Source organism: Microbispora sp. CA-102843, assembly GCF_050936215.1.
GTDB lineage: Bacteria > Actinomycetota > Actinomycetes > Streptosporangiales > Streptosporangiaceae > Microbispora.
Map to the genome: position 1 here is coordinate 4,492,525 of NZ_JBNJNF010000001.1, position 24,370 is coordinate 4,516,894.

The window sequence follows — 24,370 nt, forward strand, 5'->3', positions numbered from 1 at the left end:
GGGGAGAGGTACCGGCCAGCGGGACCACGCCTGACGGGCCGGGCAGGGACGGCCCACCATGACGGTCATGACCGAGAACGAGGCGCTGACGATTCCGGGAGTGCTGGAGCAGGCGGCCCGGGAGTTCCCGGGCACGGAGGCGGTGGTGGACGGCGCGTCCCGCCTGACCTACGCGGAGCTGCACGCCCGTGTGCGCGAGGCGGGCCGCGGCTTCCTCGCGCTCGGCGTGGAGCCGGGGGAGCGGGTGGCGATCTGGGCTCCCAACAGCACGCGGTGGATCGTGACCGCCCTCGGCGCGCTGAGCGCCGGCGCCGTCGTGGTGCCGATCAACACCCGCTACAAGGGCGAGGAGGCCCGCTGGCTGCTGGCCCGCAGCCGCGCCCGCGTGCTGTTCACGGAGGACGGCTTCCTCGGCAACGGCTACCTCGCCATGCTCGGGGTGACCGCCTCCGGCGTCGCGGGCCTGCCCGCGCTCACCACCGTCGTCACCCACGACGAGGACGCCAGGCCGGACGCCACGACCTGGGCGGACTTCCTCGCCGCCGGTGCGGCGGTGCCGGACGAGGCGGCCCGGGAACGTGCGTCGGCGGTGCGCCCCGACGACGTGGCCGACATCCTGTTCACCTCCGGCACCACCGGCAAGTCCAAGGGCGCGATGTGCACCCACCGGCAGAACGTCCGCACCTACCTCGCGTGGAGCGCGCGGACCGGCCTGCGCCACGGCGACCGCTACCTCATCGTCAACCCGATGTTCCACACCTTCGGCTACAAGGCCGGGGTGTTCGCCTGCCTGCTCAGGGCCGCCACGATGGTGCTCCAGCCGGTGTTCGAGGCGGACGAGACGATGCGGCTGATCGAGGACGAGAAGATCACCGTGCTGCCCGGCCCGCCGACCATCTACGTCTCCATGCTCGACGCGCCCGGCCGCTCCCGCTACGACCTGTCGTCGCTGCGGCTCGCGGTCACCGGCGCCTCGGTCGTCCCGGTGGCGCTCGTACGCCGTCTGCGGGCCGAGCTGTTCCCCCAGGTCGTCACGGCGTACGGGCTGACCGAATCGTGCGGCACGGTCACGGCGTGCTCGCTGGAGGACGACGACGTGACCGTCGCCACCACCTCCGGCCGTCCGATCGAGGGCGTGGAGGTGAAGGTGACCGGCCCGGACGGCGCGCCGGTGCCGGTGGGACAGGACGGCGAGATCCTGGTGCGCGGGCACAACGTGATGGTCGGCTACCTGGACGACGACGCGGCGACCGCGGCGGCGATCGCGGGCGGCTGGCTGGTGACCGGCGACCGCGGCCGGCTCGACGAGCGGGGCTACCTCGCCATCACCGGCCGGTCGAAGGACATGTTCGTGGTCGGCGGCTTCAACGTCTACCCGGCCGAGATCGAGCAGGTGCTGGCCGCCCATGAGGGCGTCGCCGAGACCGTGGTGATCGGCGTGCCGGACGCCCGCATGGGCGAGGTCGGCCGGGCCTACGTCGTGCCCCGCCCCGGCGCGGCGGTCACCCCGGAGGCACTGACGGCCTACTGCCGGGAACGGCTGGCCAACTTCAAGGTGCCCCGCGAGGTCGTCCTCCTGGACGGCCTGCCGCGCAACGCCACCGGCAAGATCGACAAGGCCGCTCTCGCCGCACAGCCGCCCTCGTAAGGCGGCCCGTGAGAACGCCGTGGGAGCGCTTCCATATACCGGCCCGGCCGCAAACTCCCGATAAGGCCGGACCGGACGCGGCCGGCATCGGACGAAGAGGTCTTCAGGTTGTCAGACGCCAGGATGGAGCGCTCGTGACGGCGTCCGTCACGTGCGGGAATGCCTGCCATCCCCGTCGGGTCCCATCGGGCCGGGGCGAATGGCGCAGGAAGTTATTGACCGGTCCAGAGGCGAAACCTACCCTTTCGTGGGAGCGTTCCCACGGCTGCCCGCACCATGTTTCACAGACCCCGCTGTGCGCGGTGGCGGATGCGTTCGCGCGTGTCAGGGCGCCGGGGGGAGGCGACCCAGGTCTGCGGCTGTCCGAGACGGGAGCCGCGGACCGGAGGTTCCGGAGCTAGACGAGCCTGACAGTCGAAGGAGAGTCATGGGGCTTTCGGTGGACTTCGCCGCCAACCGTTCCGGTAGGGCGGAGCTCGCGTGGGGTCAGCGGGCCATCTGGGGGGCCATCCATGACGTGGGGCCGGACAGCGCGCACTACTTCAACGTTCCCCGGCTGCTCGCCGTCCCGCGCGCGGGCGGCCCGCGCCATCCCCGGGTCGTGGCGGCCGCCCTGGCGGAGGTGATGGGCCGGCACGACGCCCTGCGATCCGTGATACGGCTCGGCGAGGCCGGACCGTACCAGGAGGTGGCGGCGGCCGGGACCGTGCCGATCGAGCTGGTCGAGGCGGCCCGCGGCGCCGCGGACGACGCCGCGGCGGAACTCGTCGCCCGCCTGGCCGGGCGATCTTTCGGCGACGGCGAGCAACAGGTGCGCGCCGGATTCGTGGTCTGCGACGGCGCCACCACCCACGTGGCGCTCGTGTTCCACCATGTCGTCGCGGACTGGCGCGCGGCCGACGTCGTGGCGCGCGACCTGCGGATGCTGCTGCTCCGCGGAGCGATCGCGCGACCGCCGTCGTCGCAGTTGCTCGACCTGGTGCGGGAGGAGCAGGCGGCGTCGGCCCGTTCGGATCGGGCGATAGCGCAGTGGGAGGCGCTGCTCCGGACCGTGCCGTCCGCCATGTTCCCGAGAGCGGTCGGGGCGGGCGCGACACCGAGGTACGCGCGAGCCGTGCTGTCGTCGCCCCGGCTCGACCACGCCGCACAGGTGCTCGCCCGCCGTGCCGGGGTCAGCACCGCCACGGTCCTGCTGGTGGCGGTCGCCATGCAACTGCGTGAGCTGACCGGGCACGAAGTGTGCGCGATCACCCCGATCGTGCACAACCGCTTCGACGACCGAACCCGGGACCTGGTCACCAGCCTGAACCAGCTGGGATTGCTCACCCTGGGCCCGTGCGGAGGCCTCGCCGAGACCCTCGTGAGCGCCTATCCGGCGGTTCTCGCGTCCTACCGGCGCGCCCGCTTCGACACGCTGGCCTTCGACGCGATGATCGACCGGGTGAGCGCCGACCGGGGCGTCTCCGTGTTTCCGTCGTGCTGCTTCAACGACCTGCGCCCCGGCGAAGACCCGGGCGGCGCCGACCACGCGGACGGGGAGCCCGAGCTGGAGTGGCTCCCCGGCACGGACCAGCGCAGCTGCGACTTCTGCGTGGCCCTGATGCGCTGGAAGGGCACCCTCGGCGTGGAGTTGAACGCCGACACCACCCGCCTGCCCCAGGGCGAGATGGCCGCCCTGCTGCACCGGCTGGAGTCCTTCGTGGTCGGCGCGGCTCAGCGGCTTTCGTAAGGCAGCTCGACGGCGAGGGTCAGGCCGCCCTCCTCACGCGGGGTGGCGGTGACCACGCCGTCGTGGGCCTCGGCGACGGCGCGCACGATCGACAGCCCGAGGCCGCTGCCGCGCTCGGAGCGCAGCCGGTCGCCGTGCAGCCGCCGGAACGGCTCGAAGATCGTCTCAATTTCGTACGGCGGCACGGGCAGGCCGGTGTTGGCCACGACGAGTTCCACTCGGTCGGCTCTGCGGCGAGTGGACACCCATACCTGGCCGCCGGGGTGGTTGTGCCGGATCGCGTTCTCCACGAGGTTCTGCACCAGCCGCTCCACCAGCACCGGCTCGCCCGCCGTCGGCGCGGGGTCGAGCAGCCGGTGCACGGTCACCTCAGCCGCCTTCGCCTCCTCGGCCGCGGTGTCGAGCACGTGCTCGGCCACATCGGTCAGGTCGAAGGGCCGCCGGTCGAGGACCTTCTGCTCGCCCTCGGCCAGGGCGAGCAGGCCGTCGATCAGGCGTTCGTGCCGGGCGTTGACCAGCAGCAGCGACTCGCCGAGCCGTTTGACGTCCTCACTCGCGTCCGGGCGGCGGACCGCGACGTCCACAAGCGTGCGGTTGATGGTGAGCGGCGTGCGCAGCTCATGCGAGGCGTTGGCGACGAAGCGCCGCTGGCCGTCGAAGGACCTGGCGAGGCGGCCGAGTACGGTGTCCACGATGTCGGACAGCTCCTTGACCTCGTCGTCCGGGCCTTCGTGCGCGATGCGCTCGGTCAGATCGTGGCTCTGCGCGATCCGCCGCGCGCTCGCCGTGACCGACCGCATCGGCCGCAGCGTCCAGCCGGCCGCCCGCCAGCCGAGCAGTGCCGCGAGCCCGCCCCCGGGGACGAGGGCGATCCCGCCCACGACGAGCACGTTCTTGATCACGTCGGCCTGGTAAACGCGCCTGACCTGCGCGACCCGCTGCTGGGCCACGTAGTACTCGTGGTCCCAGGGCGAGTAGACGCCGCCGACGACGCGGATCCACTGGGGCTGCCGCAGCCCGTCGCGCGGCTCCAGGCTCTGCCGTACGACGAAGGCGACGACCCCGACCAGGACGGCACCGGCGAGGACGAACACCCCGCCGCAGGCGAGCGCGAACCGCAGCCGCAGGCTCTTCGTCATGGAATGCGATACCCCGCTCCCGTGACCGTCTCGATGACCGGCGGATCGCCGATCTTGCGGCGCAGCTTCATCATCGTCGTGCGGACCGTGTTGGTGAACGGGTCGATGTGCTCGTCCCACACCTTCTCCAGCAGCGTCTCGCTGGAGACCACCGCGCCGCCCGCGCGCAGCAGCTCGGCGAGCACGCCGAACTCCTTGCGGGCGAGCGGTACGTATCGCCCGTCGCGGAAGGCCTGCCGGTGCGCCCAGTCGAGCCGGATGCCCGCTCGCTCCAGGATCGGCGGGTCGGCGGGCCGCACCCGGCGGCCCAGCGCGTGCACCCGCGCCACCAGTTCCTCGAACGCGAACGGCTTGGGCAGGTAGTCGTCAGCGCCCAGCGACAGCCCCTCCACGCGTGAGCGCACGTCGCCCGCGGCCGTCAGCATGAGCACGCGGACCTGCGCGGCCTCGGCCACCAGCGCCCGGCACACGTCGTCGCCGTGCGTCCCCGGCAGGTCCCGGTCGAGGATCAGCACGTCGTAGTCGTGGACGCGCACCCGCTCCAGCGCCCCGTCGCCGTCGTAGGCGACGTCCACCGCGAGCGCCTCCCCCCGCAGGCCCTCGGCGATCGAGTCGGCGAGCATCCGCTCGTCCTCGGCGACCAGCACCCGCATCGATTCCCCCTTCACCCGTCGAAGCGCCTCAGATTGCCATGAGCGGCATAACCAGGACGTAACCGAATCAGGTGACGGTGAGTTTATCGATCTTTCGCTGGAGTGTCCGGGCGTCGCCGGGGAGCCGCCCCGGCCTCGGACCGGGGGATCGTCCATGCTCACCTCGACACCCGCCCTGCAGACGGCGCCGCGCGGGACCGCCCGAGCGAAACGGGTGCTGACCAGGGGACACGGCCTGTTCGCCGCCGTGCTCGCCGCGGCGGCGGCCCTGCGCGTGCTCGTCATGCTCGCGTACGACACCGCGCAGCTCTACTGGTATGACTCGTTCACCTATCTCGACACGGCCGTCCACCTGAAGCCGGGCGGGGCGTTCCACCCCGCCGGATACTCCTTCTTCCTGCGGCTGCTGTGGCCGTTCCACAGCGTGGAGCTGGTGGCCGGCGTGCAGCACGCCATGGGCCTGGGCATCGCCGTGATGATCTACGCGCTGCTGCGCCGCCACCGGCTGCCCGCGTGGGGCGCCACCCTGGCGACGCTGCCCGTGCTGTTCGACCCGGCCTTCGTCCGGCTCGAGCACGCCGTGCTCTCCGACACCCAGCTGATCTTCCTCGTCGTCGCCGCCCTGACCGTCGTCATGTGGCGGGCGAAACCGTCCGTACGGGCGGCCGCCGCCGCGGGGGCGCTGCTCGCGCTGGCCGGGCTCACCCGGACCGCCGCCGTGCCGCTGCTCGGCCTGGTCCTGCTGTATCTGGTCGTGCGGCGGGCGGGGGTGCGTGAGATGGTGCGCCAGGTGGCCGCGCTCGCCCTCGCCGGGGTGCTGCCGCTGACGGCCTACGCGGGCTGGTATCAGGCCCACCACGGGCGTTTCGCGCTCAGCGGCTCCGACGGGGTGGCGTTGTGGGCGCGGACGATGACGTTCGCCGACTGCTCGGTCATCCGGCCGCCCGCCGACGAGGCGAAGCTGTGCCCGAACGGCACCGTCGTGGACGCCGCGTCCGAGTACGTGTGGGCGCCCGGCGCCTCGCTCAACCTGCTGCCCGGCGACCGCTTCTCCCACAACGACCTGGCCCGTTCGTTCGCGCTGCGCGCCATCGCGGCGCAGCCGCTCGACTACCTGCGCGAGGTGGCGCACGACGCCTCGCTCGCCTTCGCGGTCACCCCTGTGCGGCACCCGGCGCGCGTGTCTCCGGCGCTGTCGTTCCCCGTCGGCTCCTGGCCGCTTCCCTCCTTCCCGCTCATCGAGACCGTACGCGGCGAGTACGACCCCGCCATCCGCGGGATGTCGTCGGTCGAGCCGTACGCGTCGTTCCTCGGCGCGTATCGCTACCCGGGCCTGCTGCACGGCCCGCTGTTCGGCGTGGCCCTGCTGCTCGGCGGGATCGGGGCGATCGGCCGGCGGCGTGCCGCGCTGCTGCCGTGGGCGGCGGCCGCCTTCCTGTTCCTCGGCCCGATCGCCGCGCTCGACTTCGACCACCGCTACGTGCTGCCCGCCGTACCGGTCGCCTGCGTGGCGGCGGCGCTGGGCACACGGGATCTGGCCGCGACCGGCCTGCGCCGCCTCCGCCGAGCGGCCGTCTGACCGTCGCCCGGCCGCCTCAGTGTCCCGCCATCCCAGCCAGGGCGAGCGCATACCATCCGTGGCCCGCTAATCCCGCACTCGCCGGGCTCCTGCGAGGCGCTGGTAGGTGAAGGCCCAGCGGTCGGTGCCGGTTTTGTGGCGGGTGTAGCGGTCGGGGTGGCGGTAGCGGTCGCGGTTGTGGAACTGGCAGGCGGGTCCGAGCAGTTTGAGGTCGGTCAGGCCGCCGGTGCTCCAGTTGTCGGCGTGGTCGATCTGGCACATGGTGGCGGGCAGGGGGCAGCCGTCGATCCAGCAGGTGGCGTAGCGGGCGAAGATGGCCCGTCGTTGGGCGGGGGTGGCCAGGCGGACCTTGCGGCCCATGTCGAGCACCTGCCCGTCGGCGTCCATCACCAGGCGCACCAGGGTGGAGGTGCGGGCCAGCCGGTGCACGCTGGTGAGGGGCAGCATCTGCCCGGTCGCCAGCAACAACCCCGGCGCCGTCCCGGGCAGCGCTCCTGGCATCGTCCCTGTCGCTGTTCCCGGTGTCCCCGGCGCTCCGCACGAGCACCGCGCTCTACCGCCGCACCCGCATCCGCCTTCGTCGTGCCCCCGGTGCTCATGGCTGTGGCACTCACACCCGCCCTGCCCATGCCGGCAGTCCCCCGCAGGCTGATGCCCGGCGTGGGCGTGATGTCCAGGTGGGCCCTCGGGAGGAGGATCCGGTTGCTCTGTGCGCGACTGCTCTGTGCGCGGCTGCTCTGTGCGCGGATGCGCTGCGTGCGAATGCCCGCTGCCGCCGCGCGTAGGCCATGCTGACGCGCGCCCGGCGGGCGTTGCTCCCGTTTGGCCTGCGGCACGGTCGCAGTCCTCGTCCTCTGCGGGCGCGGTGTGGTCGCCCGTGGCAGAGGCGGTGCTTGCGGTGCCGCGCGGTCCGTGCCCACCGGCCTGCTGCTCACGAGTCCCGCGCTTGCAGGATGCGCGCTCACAGGCCCTGCGCTCACCGGATTCGGGGTCGCGAGGCTCCTCGGCGCGGGGGCCGGTGCTGGCACGGTCGGCGCTCTCGGCAGCGTCCGCGGCTGCATCTGAACCGGCATCTACCTCGGTGTCGGCCGAGGCGTCGCCAGTGGCGCCCATCTCGCCGGGGGCGCTGGTGTTGTCGGCGTCGCTGGGGCCGGTGTCGTTGGTGCCGTTCGCGTCGTCGGGGTGGTCGGTGACGGGGTCGGTGGGGAGGGATTCGGCGTTGACCAGGACCAGGAGTTCGGTGGCGATCTTCTGCTCCAGGAACGCGATGAACGCATCGGCGTTGCGCACTCGCAGCGGCCGGTCATCCCCCTCAGCCTTCGGTTTGGCGTAGGCGTCCAACAGGGTCCGCAGCCGGGCGGCGGCCTCACGGGGCAGGTAGAACTCCCCTTCCAGCCCGCCGCCCCCGGTGGGGCGGACCCGCAGGAAACGCCGCCCGTAGTCGGCCTGCTCATCACGCTCTTCACCATCGGGGTTCAGCACCCCGCGGAGGTAGCGGCCGGCCTTGGCCACCTCCGCCGGGTCTGCCTTGTCCGCCAGTTCCAGCAAAATCGGCTCAGCCAGCCCGGCCTGCTCGTCGGTCAACTGCGCGGTGGCGGTACAGATCGCCTCCACCACCCCCGCAGCCAACTGCCCGGCGGCGAACTTCTCCCGCACCCGGGGCAGGCGGCCCAGTTCCACCGCCAAGGTCAGCAGGCGACCCGCACCGGGCACGCTCATCCCCCCGGCGGTACGCAACCAGCTGCGGGTGGAGGCATGCCCGTGCTGCCTGGCCTGCCCCGCCCGATGCACCCGCCCGACGCGATCCGCCAACGCGGAGGTGATCCGATCCCGGGCGAACATCAGGTCCTCGGCCTCGGCAAGGCAGACGTCCGCATCGTCAGGAAGCGGCGCCACAGCCAACGCCTGCGCCGACTCCCGCAACGACGCCACCAGCACCCACGACGAGCGACCCCGACCGGCACCCCCAGACCCGGCACTCGCGGCACAGCCATCAGTGGCCTCGCCGTTCTGCGCATTTGGTGCACCGCCATTGCCTGAACCATTGCTCGGGCCCTCGGAACCCCGCATCTCGGGCTCAACGATCGGAAAGTGACCAACGGAGTATTCGTCGCGGGCTAGCGAGGCTTCGGGTGACCGCAATGGTGAACCGGCGGTGAACCGGTCCCACCAGTCACTGTCAGCGTTATTCGAACGACGATGGTGTTCAGAATGTAGGTCAAACAGATTCGTCGCACCCCTATCGATCAATTCGAAACTCTGTATGAATTGTCTCTTGACCGTCTCGCCTGAAGCAACCGCACAGCGCGATTTGTTGGAGCTACAGGCGTAGCGAAAAGCCCTACGGCAGAAACGCCGGACCCGGAATCACCACGCCCAGGCCTCGGGGCCGGGGCCGCCGTTGCCGATGGGCGGGAACAGCTCGTCCAGCCGGGCCAGGGTCTCGGCGGACAGCTCGGTGCGCAGCGCGGTCAGCGGCAGGTCGAGCTGCCCGGGGGAGCGCGGCCCGATGACCGGGGCGGTCACCCCGGGCCGCGACAGCAGCCAGGCGAGCGCGACCGTGGTGGGCTCCTCGCCGATCTCGGCGCACAGCTTCTCGTAGCCCTCGATCGCCGCCCGGTGCGGCTCGACCCGCTCGGGGGCGTGCAGGACGCTGCGGCCTGCCGCGCCCTCGCGCCGCTTGCGCAGCGCCCCGGACAGCGCGCCGAAGTGCAGCGGCGAGTAGGGCAGGATCCCGATCCCCAGCTCGATCGCGGCGGGCAGCACCTCCAGCTCGACGTGCCGGGTGAGCAGGTTGTACTTGCACTGCTCGGAGACCAGGCCGAGGAAGTTCCTCCGGTCGGCCGCCGCCTGTGCGCGGGCGAGGTGCCAGCCGGCGAAGTTGGACGACCCGGCGTACCGCACCTTGCCCTGGACGACCAGCGTCTCCATGGCCTGCCAGATCTCCTCCCAGGGCGTGTCCCGCTGCACGTGGTGCATCTGGTAGAGGTCGATCCAGTCGGTCCGCAGGCGGCGCAGCGACGCCTCGCAGGCCGCGATGATGTTGCGGGCCGACAGCCCGCCGTCGTTCGGCCAGTCGGTCATCGGGGCGTACACCTTCGTGGCCAGCACGATCCTGTCCCGGTGACCGGCCTTGTCGAACCAGCGGCCGATGAACCGCTCGCTCAGCCCGTCGCCGGTCTCCCGGCCGTACATGTTCGCGGTGTCGACGAAGTTGACGCCCTCCTCGTGCGCCCGGTCGAGGATCGCGTGGCTCTCGGCCTCGCCGATCTGCCAGCCGAAGTTCATCGTGCCGAGGCAGATCCGGCTGACGAGGAGACCGGTCCGCCCCAAACGGGTGTATTCCATGCGCCGACCGTAGGAACCGGGGGACGGTCTCCGTTAACCGTTCGAGCGTGCTCGAATGGACGGGTGATCCGGATCGAGTTCGCCCCCGCCGACCTGCTGCGGCTCAGGTTCGCGCACAGCCCGATGGCGGAGGTCGTGGCCAGTTGCCTCGCGCTGCGCTCCCGCTCGGCGCGCCTGGTCCCCGTGTCCTGGCGGGCCCGGGCCGAGCCGCTGCTGCGGATCCTGACCACACTCCGCCCGCTGGTCCCGGGCCCCACCGGTTATGTGCCGGACTTCCTCACCCCGGCGCCGTCCACCACCCGCCCGACCCTGGAGCAGGAGCTGCGGGTGGTGGCCGCCACCCCGCTCGACCAGGTCGCGTCCGAGGTGGACCGGGCCTGGGCCGGGTACGGTGCGCCGCCGGAGGTCGAGCGCTTCTCGACCGACCCGGCGGGCGCGCTGGCCGTGACGGTGCGGGAGATCCGGCGCTACTTCTCGTCGCTGATCGCGCCGAGCTGGCCGCGGCTGCGCGCGCTCGCGGAGGGCGAGCTGACCCGCCGGGGGCTGCTCGCCGCCGAGCGAGGGCCGCGGGCGCTGCTGACGGACCTGCACCCGCGCCTCGACTGGGACGGCGAGGCGCTGCGGCTGGCGTACGCCAAGGACGGCGAGTTCGGCCTGGACGGGCACCCGCTCACGCTGCTGCCGACCGGGTTCACCGGCACGCACGTGTACACGCTGGCCGACACCCCGTCGGGGCGTGCGCTGTGGTACGCGCCGCGCGGCCACGGCCGGTTGTGGGACCGGCCCGTGCCGGCCGAGCCGCCGGCGGCGCTGGCCGCCCTGCTCGGCCCGACCCGCGCGGGCGTGCTCGCTCTGCTGGCCGAGCCGTCCAGCACGGGGGAGGTCGCCGCCGCCCTCCGGCTGGCCCCGGCGACCGCCTCCCACCACCTGACCACGCTGCGGGACGCCGGGCTGGTGACCGGCGAGCGGGAGGGCCGCCGGTTGCGCTACCGGCGCACCGGCCTCGGCGAACAGCTCGCCGGGGAGAGTCAGGCGCCGTAGACCGGCTCGGGCGCGGCGGCGCGGGCGAGCAGCTTCGCCACCTCCGGCCCGATCTCGGCGGGGTCCCAGCGGGCACCCCTGTCGGCGACCGGGCCGTGCCGGAAGCCCTCCATGACGCAGATCCGGCCGCCCTCGACCTCGAAGACCCGGCCGGTGACATCCTTCGACTCGGCCGAGCCGAGCCAGACCACCAGCGGGGAGACGTTCTCCGGGGCCATCGCGTCGAACCCGCCCTCCCCGGGGGCGGCCATCGTCTCCGCGAAGACCTGCTCGGTCATCCGCGTACGGGCGGCCGGGGCGATGGCGTTGACGGTCACGCCGTAGCGGCCGAGCTCGGCCGCCGCGACCAGGGTCAGGCCCACGATGCCGGCCTTGGCCGCCGAGTAGTTGCCCTGTCCCACGCTGCCGAGCAGGCCGGCGCCCGACGAGGTGTTCACCACCCGCGCGTCCACCGGGCGGCCGGCCTTCGACTCGGCGCGCCAGTGCAGCCCGGCATGCTTGAGCGGCAGGAAGTGGCCCTTCAGGTGCACGCGGATCACCGCGTCCCACTCCTCCTCCGACAGGTTGACCAGCATGCGGTCGCGGAGGAACCCGGCGTTGTTGACCAGCACGTCGAGGCGGCCGAAGCGCTCGATCGCGGTCGCCACCAGCCGCCGCGCGCCCTCGTCGGTGGCGATGTCGGACCGGTCGGCCACCGCCTCGCCGCCCAGCGCGCGGATCTCCTCGGCCACCTCCTGGGCGGGACCTTCCGATCCGCCCTCGCCGGACAGGCTTACCCCGAGGTCGTTCACCACGACCTTCGCGCCCTGGCGGGCGAACTCCAGCGCGTGCGCCCGGCCGAGGCCGCGCCCCGCGCCGGTCACGATCACGACTCGGTCCCTGCAGATCATCTCGGTCCCCTTCAATCGGACAGCTCAATCGGACAGCTTCACTCGGACAGCGGGCGTCGCCCGGAGCGACCCACTCTGCTAGCTTAATTTCTAACAAATGTTAGATGGAAAGGTGACGTATGGGAATCTCGACCAGCCGTCACGGCGAGGGCGTCGCCGAAGTCGTGATGGACGCCCCACCGGTCAACGCGCTGACCGTACGCGGATGGTTCGAGCTCGCCGACGCCGTACGGGAGGCCGGGCGCGACCCGGCGACCCGCGTCGTGGTGCTGCGGGCCGAGGGTCGCGGGTTCAACGCCGGCGTGGACATCAAGGAGATGCAGGCGACCAGCGGGTTCGACGCGCTGGTGGGCGCCAACCGCGGCTGCTACGCGGCGTTCGCGGCGGTCTACGAGTGCGAGGTCCCCGTGGTCGCGGCCGTGCACGGCTTCTGCCTGGGCGGCGGGGTGGGGCTGGCCGGCAACGCCGACGTCGTGGTGGCCTCCGACGACGCCTACTTCGGCCTGCCGGAGGTGGAGCGGGGCGCGCTCGGCGCGGCCACCCACCTCGCCCGGCTGGTGCCCCAGCACCTGATGCGCGCAATGGTCTACACGTGCCGCAACGTCACCGCCGCCGAGTTGCACGCCTTCGGCTCGGTGCTGGAGGTCGTGCCGCGTGAGCAGTTGCGTGACACGGCGCTGGAGGTGGCGGCGCAGATCGCCGCCAAGGACCCGTACGTCATCCGGCGGGCCAAGGAGTCGCTCAACGGCATCGACCCGGTCGACGTCAAGCGCAGCTACCGGTTCGAGCAGGGCTTCACGTTCGAGCTCAACCTCATGGGCGCAGGCGACCGGCACCGGGACGCCTTCGTCGCGGAAGGAGGCCGGTGATGGGCGTCGTCACCTCGATCGAGGAGATCGTCGGCTCCCTGGAGAGCGGCATGACGATCGGCATCGGCGGCTGGGGTTCCCGGCGCAAGCCGATGGCGCTGGTGCGGGCCATCTACCGGTCCGCGCTGACGGACCTGACGATCGTGTCGTACGGCGGGCCGGACGTGGGCCTGCTCTGCGCGGCGGGCAAGGTGCGCCGGGTCGTCGCGCCGTTCGTGACGCTCGACTCGATCGCCCTCGAACCGCACTTCCGGGCGGCCCGGCAGCGCGGGGCGGTCGAGTTCACCGAGTATGACGAGGGCATGTTCATGTTCGGCCTGCTCGCGGCGGCGCACCGGCTGCCGTTCCTGCCGACGCGGGCCGGGCTCGGCTCGGACGTCATGCGGATGAACCCCGGCCTGCGCACGGTCCGCTCGCCGTACGACGACGGGGAGGAACTCGTCGCGGTGCCCGCGCTCACGATGGACGTGGCGCTCGTGCACATGGACGTGGCCGACACCCGGGGCAACGGCCGCTACCTCGGCCCCGATCCGTACATGGACGACCTGTTCGCCAAGGCGGCCGGGCGGTGCTTCGTGTCCTGCGACCGGATGGTCGAGCCGGGCGAGCTGGGCGGACCGCCGCAGACGCTGCTGGTCAGCCGCATGCACGTCGCCGGAGTCGTGGAGACCCCGGCCGGCGGCCACTTCACGGATTCGGGGCAGGGCCGGGACGAGATGTTCCAGCGGCACTACGCCGCCTCGGCGGCCGACCCGGAGGCGTGGGCGGCGTTCGCGGACCGGTTCCTGTCCGGCGACGAGGCGGCCTACCAGGAAGTCGTGCAGCAGTGGCGTGAGGAGGGGCGATGAGCGCGACCCGGGCGGAGATCTGCGTCGTGGCCTGCGCGGAGGCATGGCGCGGCGACGGCGAGATCCTGGCGGCGGCGATGGGCACCTGCTCGATCCTGGGCGCCCGGCTGGCCCGGCTCACGTTCGAGCCCGGCCTGCTGACCACGGACGGCGGCGCGTTGCTGACCGCCGAGGCGGTGCCGTTCGGCGCGCCCGCCGGGGCGGTCGAGGGGTGGCTGCCGTTCCGTGAGCACCTGTGGCTGGTGCAGAACGGGCGCAGGCACGTGATGATGGGCGCCTCGCAGATCGACAGATGGGGCAACTCGAACATCTCCGCCATCGGCGACTGGGCGCGGCCGAAGTCGCAGCTCCTCGGCGTGCGCGGGGCCCCCGGCAACACGATCTGCAACCCGACCAGCTACTGGATCCCCAAGCAGTCCACCCGGGTCTTCGTGCCGGAGGTGGACGTGGTCAGCGGTGTCGGCCACGACCGCGCCGCCGCGCTGGGCCCGCGGGCCGCCCGCTTCCACGACCTGCGCCGGGTGGTGACCGACCTCGCCGTGTTCGACTTCGGCGGTCCCGACGGCTCGATGCGGCTGGTCTCGACGCACCCGGGCGTGGACGTCGAGCAGGTGCGGGCCGCCACCGGGTTCGACCTGACGATCGACGGCGAGGTGCCGGAGACCCGTCAGCCCACCGACGAGGAGTTGCGCCTCATCCGCGAGGTGCTGGACCCGAAGTTTTCGCGTGACCGGGAGGTGAAGGCGTGATCGGGCCGACGCTGGACACCCCGCTCACGCGGCTGACCGGCGTCCGCCACCCGGTGGTGCAGACCGGCATGGGCTGGGTGGCCGGTCCCCGGCTGGTGTCGGCGGTGGCGAACGCGGGCGGCCTCGGCATCCTCGCCTCGGCCACGATGACCGCCGGCCAGCTCGCCGCCGCCATCGAGGAGGTCCGCTCGCGCACGGACGCGCCGTTCGGGGTGAACCTGCGCGCCGACGCCGGCGACGCGGGGGAGCGGGTCGACCTTCTGATCAAGAACCGGGTGAAGGTGGCCTCGTTCGCGCTGGCCCCGCGCCGGGAGCTGATCGAGAAGCTGAAGGACGCCGGGATCGTGGTGATCCCGTCCGTCGGCGCCCGGCGGCACGCGGAGAAGGTCGCCGCCTGGGGCGCCGACGCCGTGCTCGTACAGGGCGGCGAGGGCGGCGGCCACACCGGCGCGGTCGCCACGACGCTGCTGCTGCCCCAGGTCGTGGACGCCGTCGACATCCCGGTGATCGCCGCCGGCGGCTTCTTCGACGGGCGCGGCCTGGCTGCCGCGCTGGCGTACGGCGCGGCGGGCGTGGCGATGGGCACGCGGTTCCTGCTGACCGGCGACAGCTCGGTCCCCGAGGCGGTGAAGCGGACCTATCTCGGCATGTCGGAGACCGTCGTCACCCGCCAGGTGGACGGCATGCCGCACCGGGTGCTGCGCACCGAACTGGTGGACGGGCTGGAGCGGTCGGGGAAGGCGTCCGGCCTGGTCAGGGCGGTGCGCAACGCCGCGCGCTTCAAGAAGATCTCCGGCATGTCGTGGCCCGCCATGATCCGCGACGGCCTGGCCATGAAGCACGGCAAGGAGCTGAGCTGGTCGCAGGTGCTGATGGCGGCCAACACCCCGATGCTGCTCAAGGCGGCCATGGTGGACGGCCGCCCGGACCTCGGCGTGATGGCGTCCGGCCAGGTCGTCGCGCTCATCGACGACCTGCCCTCATGCGAGGAGCTGATCGACTCGATCGTCACCCAGGCCGCCGCCGTCCTGCGCGGCCTCGGTTCGAACCTCGCCGAAAAGTAGGTAGACCGGTCTAGTTGCATCCTCTAGACCGGTCGGTCTAGTGTGATCGGCATGACGCGAAGGAACGACACGCGCGAGCGGGTCCTGCGCACGGCCGCCGGGCTCTTCCAGCGGCAGGGCTACAACGCCACCGGTCTCAACCAGGTGCTGGCGGAGAGCCGCGCGCCCAAAGGCTCGCTGTACTTCCACTTCCCCGAGGGCAAGGAGCAGCTGGCCGCCGAGGCGGTGGCGGTCGCGGGCGGCGAGCTCGGCGAGCGGATCGCCGCCGCCGTGGCCGCCGCCTGCGGTCCCGCCGAGGCCGTCGCCCGGATCGGCGAGCTGCTCGCCCAGTCTCTGGAGGAGTCGGGGTTCCAGGAGGGCTGCCCGGTGGCCACGGTCGCGCTTGAGGCCGCGGGCGACAGCGAGCCCATCCGGGCGGCCTGCGACGCGGCGTACGCCTCCTGGCTGCGCGGCCTGGCCGACTATCTGCACGGGCATGGTGTGGACGAGGCCGAGGCACTTGCCGACCTGGTGCTGTCCTCGCTGCAGGGAGCACTCCTGCTCGCCCGGGTCCGCCGCGACACGGGCGTCATCCACTCGGTCACGCGACGGATCGGCGGCCTGGTCGCCGGCGCCGCCCGGCAGGAGGGCTCGGCATGAAGGTCCACCACCTCAACTGCGGCTCGATGCGGAAGATCGAGCCCACCTATGAGGGTCCACGGCCGGCGCACACGGTGGCCCACTGCCTGCTCGTCGAGACCGACCGCGACGGCCTGGTGCTCGTGGAGACCGGGCTCGGGCTCGGCGACGTAGGGGACCCGGCGGGTTCGCTCGCCGCGGACTGGACGGAGATGGTCGAGCCGGTGCTCGACCCGGCCGAGACCGCCGTGCGCCAGGTCGAGCGGCTCGGCCACGCGCCCGCCGACGTGCGGCACATCCTGCTGACCCACCTCGACGTCGACCACTCCGGCGGCCTGCCGGACTTCCCGGACGCCCGGGTGCACGTCCTGGAGGAGGAACTGGCCGCCGCCGTGGCCGAGGCCCCCAGCAGGCGCTACCGGCCTGCGCACTGGGCCCACCGGCCGCGCTGGACGACGTACGAGCCCGGTGCGGGCGAGGAGTGGTTGGGCTTCGGCGGGGTGCGGCAGCCGCACGGGCTGCCGCCGGAGTTCCTGCTGGTGCCGCTCGGCGGGCACAGCGCCGGGCACGCGGCGGTGGCCGTGCGCGACGGCGGCCGGTGGCTGCTGCACGCGGGCGACGCGTACTTCTACCACGGCGAGCTGCGGGCGAGGGAGCCGGAACCGCACCCGCTGCTCGACATCGTGCAGACCGGCGCGCAGGTCGACGCCGAGCTGCGGCTGCGCAACCGCGACCGGCTGCGCGCGCTCGTCCGCGACCACGCGGGCGAGGTGGAGGTCTTCTCCGCCCACGACCCGTGGGAGCTGGAACGGTACGGGGCCGCGTCAGCCGGCGAGTGAGGCGATCACCCGCGCCCGGTGGTCCGAGGGCGAGCCCCATGCCGCGTGCAGGGCGCGGGCCCTGCGGATCAGCAGGCTGGGGTCGTACTCGTCGGTGTAGCCGATCGCGCCGTGCACCTGCAGCGCGATCTTCGCCGCGGCGTACGCCGCCTCCGACGCCGCGGCCTTGGCCGCCGACACGTCACGGGCGAAATCCGGAGTGCCGTACGACAGGGCGGCGCCGTGGACCAGCGGGCGGGCGTACTCCAGCCCGACCAGGGCGTCGGCCAGGTGGTGCTTGACCGCCTGGAACTCGCCGATCGGCCGGCCGAACTGCCGCCGCGTGCGGGAGTAGTCCACCGACACCTCCAGCAGGCGGCGTCCGGTGCCCACGAGCTGCGCCGCGCACGCGAGCACGCCCATGTCGTACGCCTCGGCGGCGGCCGCCGCCACGTGCGGTCCCTCGGCCAGGACCTCGCCCGGCGCGACGGGGAACAGCCGCCGGGCGGGGTCGAGGGACGCCCGGGCCTCGCCGGGGACGGCGGCGCACAGCCGCTCACCGTCCACCAGCAGCGCCACATCGGCGGCATCCGCGTCCAGCGCGTACGGCACGGCCGGAGGCAGCGCGAGCGTGACCACGGCCGTGCCCTCGGCGATCGGCGGCAGCCACCGGCTCGCCAGGGCCTCGTCGCCCAGCCGGTCGAGCAGCACGGCGGCGGCCACCGTCTCGGCGTACGGCCCGGGCACGCCGTGCCTGCCGAGCTCGTGGAACGCGGTCACCAGCTCGACCGGCAGCGGCCCGGCCCCTCCGGCGGACTCGGGCACGGCGATCGCGAGCACCCCGGCCTCGGCCAGCGTGCGCCACAGCGCGAGGCCGCGCTCGCGCCGTCCGGCCGCCCAGTCGCGGACCACGCCGGGCACGGCCGCCTCGGTGAGCAGCTTGTCGAGGGTCTCGCCGAACAGCCGTTGCTCGGCGTCGAGGACGAATCTCATCGGCTTCCCGCCTTCGGCAGGCCGAGCACGCGCTCGGCGATCACATTGCGCTGGATCTCGTTGGTCCCGGCGTAGATCGGGCCGGCCAGGGAGAAGACGTAGCCCTCCAGCCACTCGCCCGCCAGCTCGCCGTCCGGGCCGAGCAGGTCGAGGGCCGTCTCGTGCAGTGCCACGTCCAGCTCCGACCAGAAGATCTTGTTGACGCTGGACTCGGCGCCCGCGTCCTCCGTACGGGAGATCGTCTCGAAGCCCTTGAGCCGGTAGGCGCGCGCCTTGATCCACGCGTCGGCCACCCGGTCGCGCATCGCGGTGTCGGTGGGGTCGCCGTGCTCGCGCCACAGCTCCACGAGGCGGTCGGCGGCGGCCAGGAACCGGCCGGGGCTGCGCAGCGTGAGCCCGCGCTCGTTGCCCGTGGTGCTCATCGCGACCTTCCACCCGGCGCCCGGCTCGCCGATCACGTCGCGGTCGGGGACGAACACGTCGTCGAAGAACAGCTCGGCGAAGGCGGGCTTGCCGTCGATGCGGCCGATGGGCCTGCGGGTGATCCCCTGGGCGTCGAGGGGGAACATGAGGTAGGTCAGCCCCCGGTGCCGCTCGGCCTCCGGGTCGGAGCGGAACGGCCCGAAGCCCCAGTCGGCGAAGGCGGCCCGCGAGCTCCACGTCTTCTGGCCGTTGAGCAGCCAGCCGCCGTCGGTCCTGGTCGCGGTCGCGCGCAGGGACGCCAGGTCGCTGCCCGCGCCCGGCTCCGACCACGCCTGGGCCCAGATCACCTCACCGGAGGCCATCGACGGCAGGACGCGGGCGAGCTGCTCGGGCGTGCCGTGCTGGAACAGGGTGGGCGCGAGCAGGTTGATGCCGTTCTGGCTGACCCGCCCCGGCGCCCCGGCCGCGTAGTACTCCTCCTCGAAGACCAGCCACTCCAGTGGGGAGGCGTTCCGTCCGCCGTACTCCTCGGGCCACGACACCACGGACAGGCGGGCCCCGTGCAGCTCGCGCTCCCAGGCGCGGTGGGCGGCGAAGCCCTCCTCGATCTCCAGGGACGGCAGGGGAGCGGCGGGGACGTGCTCGCGGAGCCAGGCCCGAACCTCGGCGCGGAACGGCTCCACCGGCGAGAGGTCAAGATCCATCGGCTGCCGCCTTCATGCTCTTGGGGTCCATCCCGGCCAGGGAGTCGGCCGAGGTCTCGGCGTTGTGGGCGTGGGCGAGGTGGTGCAGGCCGAAGACCGAGTCCATCCCGGCGTGCATGCCCTGCAGGTCCTCGGCCTGGTTGACCGCCTTCTTGGTCAGCGCGAGACCCATCCGCGGCATCGCGGCGATCTTCTCGGCCAGCGCGAACGTCTCCGTCTCCAGGTCGTCGCGCGGCACGACCCGGTTGACCATCCCCACCTCGTACGCGCGCCGGGCCGGCATGCGGTCGCCGGTGAACAGGAACTCCTTGGCGATCCTGGGCGGCATGGCCCAGGGGTGGGCGAAGTACTCCACGCCGGGGATGCCCATGCGTACGACGGGGTCGGCGAAGAACGCGTCGTCGGAGGCGACGATCAGGTCGCAGACCCAGGCGAGCATGAGCCCGCCCGCGATGCACGCGCCCTGCACCATGGCGATCGTCGGCTTGGGGATCTCCCGCCACCGCCGGCACATGCCCAGGTAGACCTCCGACTCCCGGGCGAAGCGGCTCTCGGCGCCCTCCTTGCCGACGTGGTCCCACCACAGGCCCGCCTTGCGCTCGAACGAGACGTGGGCGTCCCTGCCGGGCGTGCCGATGTCGTGCCCGGCCGAGAAGTGCTTGCCTTCGCCGGCCAGCACGATCACCTTGACCTCGTCGTCGGCCACCGCCCGGTAGAAGGCCTCGTCCAGGGCGTACGTCATCGCCGAGTTCTGCGCGTTGCGGTACTCCGGGCGGTTCATGGTGACCACCGCCACGGGCCCGCGGCGCTCGTAACGCACCACTGTCATGCGACCCTCGCATTCTTTCTAACAACTATTTGATAGAGTAAATCACGAGTCGTACGGTGAGGAGAGGGTGGGCATGCCGACCTACGTGACCGGTCACGGTCTGCTGCGCGACCGGGTGGCGGTGGTGACCGCCGCGGCCGGCACCGGTATCGGGGGCGCCTGCGCCCGGCGCATGCTGGAGGAGGGCGCGCGGGTCGTCGTCAGCGACGCCCACGCCCGCAGGCTCGGCGAGAGCCTGGCCGTCCTTGAGGAGGAGTTCGGCGCGGACGCGGTGACCGCCGTGCCCTGCGACGTCACCTCCGAGGAGCAGGTCCAGCGTCTGTTCACGGCCGCGGAGGAGCGGTTCGGGCCTGTCGACGTGGTCGTCAACAATGCCGGCCTGGGCGGCACGGCGAGGCTCGTCGAGATGACCGACGAGCAGTGGGCCCGGGTGCTCGACGTCACGCTGAACGGCACCATGCGCTGCACCCGCGCCGCGCTGACGCGCATGCAGCCGCGGGGCCGGGGCGTGATCGTGAACAACGCCTCGGTGATCGGCTGGCGGGCCCAGGAGGGCCAGGCGCACTACGCGGCGGCCAAGGCCGGCGTCATGGCGCTGACCAGGTGCGCGGCGATCGAGGCTGCGCCGCATGGCGTGCGGGTCAACGCCGTCGCCCCCTCGCTGGCCATGCACCCGCACCTGGCCAAGGTCACGACCGAGGACCTGCTCGCCGAGCTGACCAGGAAGGAGGCCTTCGGCCGCCACGCGGAACCATGGGAAGTCGCCAACGTTATCGTCTTCCTCGCGAGCGACTACTCCTCCTACATGACCGGAGAGGTCGTCTCGGTCTCCAGCCAGCACCCCTGAGAGGTCGACTTTTCCATGAGCCCACGACGCAGAGACGCAGAGAGCACCGCGGCCGCCCGCGCCGAGCGGCGGGCCGAGCTGCTGGCCACCGCGGCCGAGGTGTTCGCGTCACGGGGCTACGCGTCCACGACGGTCCGCGAGGTGGCGGAGGCCGCCGACATGCTCGGCGGCAGCCTCTACTACCACTTCGACTCCAAGGAGTCGATGGTCGACGAGATCCTGTCGGCCTTCCTCACCGAGATGTGGGCGGCGTACGACAAGGTGACCGGCTCCGGCCTCGGCGCGCGGGAGACCTTCGAGGCGCTGATCGTGGAGTCGTTCCGCACCATCCACCGGCACCGCCCGGCCGTCGTGATCTACCAGAACGAGTCCAAGCACCTCGCGACGAACCCGCGCTTCTCATACCTGACCGAATCGCAGCGGCGCTTCCGCGAGATGTGGCTGTCGGTGCTGGACCGGGGGGTCACCGACGGTGTCTTCAGGGCCGACCTCGACACCGGCCTCATCTACCGCTTCATCCGCGACACCGTGTGGCTGGCCGCGAGCTGGTACCGCGGTGACGGCCCGCTGCCGGCCGAAGAGATCGCCCGGCAGTACATAGCGATGGTCCTGGAAGGGATCCTGACCACAACCTGAGGAGTTTTGCGATGGCGGAGGCATACATCGTCGAGGCGGTGCGCACCCCCGTGGGCAGGCGCGGCGGAGGCCTTTCCGGCGTCCACCCCGCTGACCTGGGCGCGCACGTGCTGACCGAGCTCATGAAACGCTCCGGGGTGGACCCGGCCGCGGTGGAGGACGTGGTCTTCGGCTGCCTGGACACGGTGGGCCCGCAGGCCGGCGACATCGCCCGCACCTGCTGGCTGGCCGCCGGGCTGCCCGAGGAGGTGCCGGGCGTGACCGTCGACCGGCAGTGCGGCTCCTCCCAGCAGGCCGTCCACTTCGCCGCGCAGGCGGTGATGTCCGGCACAAGCGACCTCGTCGTGGCGGGCGGCGTGCAGAACATGTCGCAGATCCCGATCGCCTTCGCCTCGCGCGGCGCCGCCGACTCCCTCGGCTTCACCGAGGGTCCGTACGTCGGCTCGCGCGGCTGGCAGGCCAGGTACGGCAAGCAGGACGTGTCGCAGTTCCGGGGCGCCGAGATGATCGCCAGGGACTGGGACATCTCCCGCGAGGACATGGAGGCGTTCGCCTTCGAGTCGCACCAGCGGGCGATCCGGGCGACCGACGAGGGCCGGTTCGCCAGGGAGATCGCCCCCCTTGAGGGCGTCACCGCCGACGAGGGCCCCCGCCGGGACACCTCGCTGGAGAAGATGGCGGGCCTGAAGACGCTGGAGGAGGGCGGGCGGCTGACCGCCGCCGTCGCCTCGCAGATCTCCGACGGCGCGGCCGCCCTGCTGATCGCCTCGGAGGCCGCGGTGAAGGCGCACGGCCTGCGGCCCCGGGCCCGGATCCACCACCTGTCGGCCCGCGGCGAGGACCCCATCCGCATGCTGTCCGCGCCGATCCCCGCCACGGCGTACGCGCTGAAGAAGACCGGCATGTCGATCGACGACATGGACGTCGTCGAGATCAACGAGGCGTTCGCGTCGGTCGTGCTGGCCTGGCTGAAGGAGACCGGCGCGGACCACGCCCGGGTCAACCCCAACGGCGGCGCGATCGCGCTCGGCCACCCGCTCGGCGCCACCGGCGCCCGGCTGATGATCACCATGCTGCACGAGCTCGAGCGCACCGGCGGCCGGTATGGCCTGCAGACGATGTGCGAGGGCGGCGGCCAGGCCAACGTGACCGTCATCGAGCGCCTGTAGTTCCCGGCGGGTGCGGCGGAGCCAGTGCCGGGCGGCGCCGATGCCTGATCGCGGCGCCCGGCGCGGTAATCTCAACCGTCCTACCGCTGTTTGGGAGCACGGATGGCCTGCACGCACGACCTCACCACGACGACCCGCGCCCGCGCCGACAGGGGGATCGGGCGATGAGCGCCGCCACGAGTGAGGCGGCCCGCCGCCGCACGTTCGCGGTGATCAGTCACCCGGACGCCGGAAAGTCCACGATGACCGAGGCGCTCGCCCTGCACGCCTCGGCGATCACCCAGGCGGGAGCCGTGCACGGCAAGGCCGGCCGCCGGGGCGTGACGTCCGACTGGATGGAGATGGAGCGGGCCCGCGGCATCTCCATCACCTCGGCGGCGCTGCGCTTCGACTACCGCGACCACGTGTTCAACCTGGTGGACACCCCCGGCCACGCGGACTTCTCCGAGGACACCTACCGCGTGCTGGCCGCGGTCGACTGCGCGGTCATGCTCATCGACGCGGCCAAGGGCATGGAGCCGCAGACCATGAAGCTGTTCCAGGTCTGCCATCACCGCCGCATCCCCGTCATCACGTTCGTCAACAAGTGGGACCGGCCGGGCCGGGAGCCGCTGGAGCTGCTCGACGAGATCGAGGAGCGCACCGGCCTGCGTCCCACGCCGGTCACCTGGCCGATCGGCGCCGCCGGGAACTTCCACGGCGTGGTCGACCGGCTGGAGGGCCGCGCGGTCCGCTACACCCGCACCCCCGGTGGCGCCACCAAGGCGCTGGAGACCGAGCTGACCCCCGAGCAGGCCGCCGCCGAGCTCGGGGCCGACTGGGCCCGCGCGGAGGAGGAGGCCGATCTGCTCGCCGCCATCGGCGCCGAGCACGACCAGAAGGCGTTCGAGGCGCACGAGTCCACGCCGGTGCTGTTCGGCGCGGCGCTGTCCAACTTCGGCGTGGCCCGGCTGCTGGACGTGCTCGTCGACCTCGCCCCCGCCCCCGCGCCCCGGCCCGACGTCGAGGGAGCCGCCCGGCCGCTGGACGCGCCGTTCTCCGGCCTGGTCTTCAAGGTGCAGGCCAACATGGACCCCGCCCACCGCGACCGCATCGCGTTCGTCCGGGTCTCCTCCGGCCGGTTCGAGCGCGGCATGGTGCTCACCCACGCCGCCACCGGCCGCCCGTTCGCCACGAAGTACGCCCAGTCGGTGTTCGGCCAGGAGCGCGCCACCATCGACGAGGCGTACCCGGGAGACGTGGTCGGGCTGGTGAACGCCACCGCGCTGCGGCCGGGAGACACGCTCTATGAGGGGAAGCCGGTGGAGTTCCCGCCCATCCCCAGCTTCGCCCCCGAGCACTTCGCCGTGGCCAGGTCCCGGAGCACCGCCAAGGCCAAGCAGTTCCGCCGCGGCATCGACCAGCTCGACGGCGAGGGCGTGATCCAGGTGCTCCGCTCCGACCTGCGCGGCGACCAGGCCCCCGTGCTCGCGGCGGTCGGGCCCATGCAGTTCGAGGTCGTGCAGCAACGCCTGGCCACCGAGTTCGGTGCGGAGATCATCCTCGACCGGCTGGAGTACACCCTCGCCCTCCGCACCGACGCCGAGTCCGCGGAGGTGCTGCGGCGCCAGCGCGGCGCTGAGGTGCTGACCCGCAGCCGCGACCAGGCCCTGCTCGCCGTGTTCACCGACCAGTGGCGCATGCGCTCCATCCAGCGCGAGCACGAGGGCCTGACCCTCGAACCGTTGATCGCCGGCCAGGGCCTCCCCGGCGCGACCGGCTGACCGGTACGCGCCG

At 72.7% G+C, this 24,370-nt stretch carries 22 protein-coding genes; 14 read left to right on the forward strand and 8 right to left on the reverse strand.

The window, feature by feature from the left end:
- The first annotated feature begins 67 nt into the window (after window positions 1–67).
- Window positions 68–1,648: a FadD3 family acyl-CoA ligase gene (locus tag ACQEVJ_RS20745; protein ID WP_433103399.1), complete on the forward strand. Its 1,581-nt coding sequence runs from the start codon at window positions 68–70 to the stop codon at window positions 1,646–1,648.
- Window positions 1,649–2,075: 427 nt separating this feature from the next.
- Window positions 2,076–3,377, forward strand: a complete 1,302-nt coding sequence (locus ACQEVJ_RS20750; RefSeq protein WP_433103401.1) for a condensation domain-containing protein — start codon at window positions 2,076–2,078, stop codon at window positions 3,375–3,377.
- Here the strand turns inward: ACQEVJ_RS20750 and ACQEVJ_RS20755 are convergent.
- Together ACQEVJ_RS20755 and ACQEVJ_RS20760 are read right to left on the reverse strand one after the other, a co-directional pair.
- Window positions 3,362–4,516 (reverse strand): sensor histidine kinase, encoded by a 1,155-nt coding sequence (locus tag ACQEVJ_RS20755; RefSeq protein WP_433103403.1) that lies wholly within the window; start codon window positions 4,514–4,516, stop codon window positions 3,362–3,364. The genes ACQEVJ_RS20750 and ACQEVJ_RS20755 overlap by 16 nt on opposite strands.
- Complete coding sequence (locus ACQEVJ_RS20760; protein WP_433103405.1) at window positions 4,513–5,169, reverse strand: response regulator transcription factor; 657 nt, start codon at window positions 5,167–5,169, stop codon at window positions 4,513–4,515. The genes ACQEVJ_RS20755 and ACQEVJ_RS20760 overlap by 4 nt, the downstream gene beginning before the upstream one ends.
- Window positions 5,170–5,323: 154 nt before the next feature.
- On the opposite strand from ACQEVJ_RS20760, the gene ACQEVJ_RS20765 reads away from it, so the two are divergent.
- Window positions 5,324–6,748 carry a phospholipid carrier-dependent glycosyltransferase gene (locus ACQEVJ_RS20765; RefSeq protein WP_433103407.1) on the forward strand — a complete coding sequence of 475 codons (1,425 nt, stop codon included), beginning with the start codon at window positions 5,324–5,326 and terminating at the stop codon, window positions 6,746–6,748.
- A 66-nt stretch (window positions 6,749–6,814) separates the two neighbouring features.
- On the opposite strand, the gene ACQEVJ_RS20770 is transcribed toward ACQEVJ_RS20765, so the two are convergent.
- Both ACQEVJ_RS20770 and ACQEVJ_RS20775 read right to left on the reverse strand, forming a co-directional pair.
- Window positions 6,815–8,644 carry a DUF222 domain-containing protein gene (locus tag ACQEVJ_RS20770; RefSeq protein ID WP_433103409.1) on the reverse strand — a complete coding sequence of 610 codons (1,830 nt, stop codon included), beginning with the start codon at window positions 8,642–8,644 and terminating at the stop codon, window positions 6,815–6,817.
- 471 nt (window positions 8,645–9,115) lie between these two features.
- Complete coding sequence (locus tag ACQEVJ_RS20775; protein WP_433103411.1) at window positions 9,116–10,096, reverse strand: aldo/keto reductase; 981 nt, start codon at window positions 10,094–10,096, stop codon at window positions 9,116–9,118.
- Window positions 10,097–10,159: 63 nt separating this feature from the next.
- On the opposite strand from ACQEVJ_RS20775, the gene ACQEVJ_RS20780 reads away from it, so the two are divergent.
- Window positions 10,160–11,137 (forward strand): ArsR/SmtB family transcription factor, encoded by a 978-nt coding sequence (locus tag ACQEVJ_RS20780; RefSeq protein WP_433103413.1) that lies wholly within the window; start codon window positions 10,160–10,162, stop codon window positions 11,135–11,137.
- Here ACQEVJ_RS20780 and ACQEVJ_RS20785 read toward each other — a convergent pair.
- Window positions 11,125–12,027, reverse strand: a complete 903-nt coding sequence (locus tag ACQEVJ_RS20785) for an SDR family oxidoreductase (RefSeq protein WP_433103415.1) — start codon at window positions 12,025–12,027, stop codon at window positions 11,125–11,127. The two genes, ACQEVJ_RS20780 and ACQEVJ_RS20785, sit on opposite strands and share 13 nt — an antisense overlap.
- Before the next feature lie 119 nt (window positions 12,028–12,146).
- Between ACQEVJ_RS20785 and ACQEVJ_RS20790 the strand changes: the two genes are divergently transcribed.
- From ACQEVJ_RS20790 to ACQEVJ_RS20815, 6 genes are all read left to right on the forward strand, one after another.
- Entirely contained in the window at window positions 12,147–12,896 is a 750-nt protein-coding gene (locus ACQEVJ_RS20790) for an enoyl-CoA hydratase family protein (RefSeq protein ID WP_433103417.1), read from the forward strand.
- On the forward strand, window positions 12,896–13,744 hold the full coding sequence (locus ACQEVJ_RS20795; RefSeq protein ID WP_433103419.1) for a CoA transferase subunit A: 849 nt from the start codon (window positions 12,896–12,898) through the stop codon (window positions 13,742–13,744). The genes ACQEVJ_RS20790 and ACQEVJ_RS20795 overlap by 1 nt, the downstream gene beginning before the upstream one ends.
- A complete protein-coding gene (locus ACQEVJ_RS20800; protein ID WP_433103421.1) occupies window positions 13,741–14,493 on the forward strand; it encodes a CoA-transferase subunit beta in 753 nt (250 codons plus the stop codon). The genes ACQEVJ_RS20795 and ACQEVJ_RS20800 overlap by 4 nt, the downstream gene beginning before the upstream one ends.
- A 68-nt stretch (window positions 14,494–14,561) precedes the next feature.
- Window positions 14,562–15,557 (forward strand): NAD(P)H-dependent flavin oxidoreductase, encoded by a 996-nt coding sequence (locus ACQEVJ_RS20805; RefSeq protein WP_433112860.1) that lies wholly within the window; start codon window positions 14,562–14,564, stop codon window positions 15,555–15,557.
- Window positions 15,558–15,608: 51 nt separating this feature from the next.
- Window positions 15,609–16,196, forward strand: a complete 588-nt coding sequence (locus tag ACQEVJ_RS20810; protein WP_433103423.1) for a TetR/AcrR family transcriptional regulator — start codon at window positions 15,609–15,611, stop codon at window positions 16,194–16,196.
- A complete protein-coding gene (locus ACQEVJ_RS20815; protein WP_433103425.1) occupies window positions 16,193–17,014 on the forward strand; it encodes an MBL fold metallo-hydrolase in 822 nt (273 codons plus the stop codon). Before ACQEVJ_RS20810 ends, ACQEVJ_RS20815 begins: the two co-directional genes overlap by 4 nt.
- Here ACQEVJ_RS20815 and ACQEVJ_RS20820 read toward each other — a convergent pair.
- Genes ACQEVJ_RS20820 through ACQEVJ_RS20830 form a run of 3 tightly spaced genes read right to left on the reverse strand, consistent with a single transcriptional unit; the run spans window position 17,000 to window position 19,942 of the window.
- Complete coding sequence (locus ACQEVJ_RS20820; RefSeq protein ID WP_433103427.1) at window positions 17,000–17,986, reverse strand: acyl-CoA dehydrogenase family protein; 987 nt, start codon at window positions 17,984–17,986, stop codon at window positions 17,000–17,002. The genes ACQEVJ_RS20815 and ACQEVJ_RS20820 overlap by 15 nt on opposite strands.
- Window positions 17,983–19,113: an acyl-CoA dehydrogenase family protein gene (locus ACQEVJ_RS20825; RefSeq protein ID WP_433103429.1), complete on the reverse strand. Its 1,131-nt coding sequence runs from the start codon at window positions 19,111–19,113 to the stop codon at window positions 17,983–17,985. The genes ACQEVJ_RS20820 and ACQEVJ_RS20825 overlap by 4 nt, the downstream gene beginning before the upstream one ends.
- Window positions 19,103–19,942 carry an enoyl-CoA hydratase gene (locus ACQEVJ_RS20830; RefSeq protein WP_433103431.1) on the reverse strand — a complete coding sequence of 280 codons (840 nt, stop codon included), beginning with the start codon at window positions 19,940–19,942 and terminating at the stop codon, window positions 19,103–19,105. The genes ACQEVJ_RS20825 and ACQEVJ_RS20830 overlap by 11 nt, the downstream gene beginning before the upstream one ends.
- 73 nt (window positions 19,943–20,015) lie before the next feature.
- Between ACQEVJ_RS20830 and ACQEVJ_RS20835 the strand changes: the two genes are divergently transcribed.
- From ACQEVJ_RS20835 to ACQEVJ_RS20850, 4 genes are all read left to right on the forward strand, one after another.
- Window positions 20,016–20,789 carry an SDR family oxidoreductase gene (locus ACQEVJ_RS20835; protein ID WP_433103433.1) on the forward strand — a complete coding sequence of 258 codons (774 nt, stop codon included), beginning with the start codon at window positions 20,016–20,018 and terminating at the stop codon, window positions 20,787–20,789.
- A gap of 15 nt (window positions 20,790–20,804) precedes the next feature.
- A complete protein-coding gene (locus ACQEVJ_RS20840) occupies window positions 20,805–21,425 on the forward strand; it encodes a TetR/AcrR family transcriptional regulator (RefSeq protein ID WP_433103435.1) in 621 nt (206 codons plus the stop codon).
- A gap of 11 nt (window positions 21,426–21,436) precedes the next feature.
- On the forward strand, window positions 21,437–22,594 hold the full coding sequence (locus tag ACQEVJ_RS20845) for an acetyl-CoA C-acetyltransferase (RefSeq protein WP_433103437.1): 1,158 nt from the start codon (window positions 21,437–21,439) through the stop codon (window positions 22,592–22,594).
- A 164-nt stretch (window positions 22,595–22,758) separates the two neighbouring features.
- The gene (locus ACQEVJ_RS20850) at window positions 22,759–24,357 is read left to right on the forward strand and encodes a peptide chain release factor 3 (protein WP_433103439.1); all 1,599 of its coding nucleotides are present in this window, start codon (window positions 22,759–22,761) and stop codon (window positions 24,355–24,357) included.
- The last annotated feature ends 13 nt before the right edge of the window (window positions 24,358–24,370 follow it).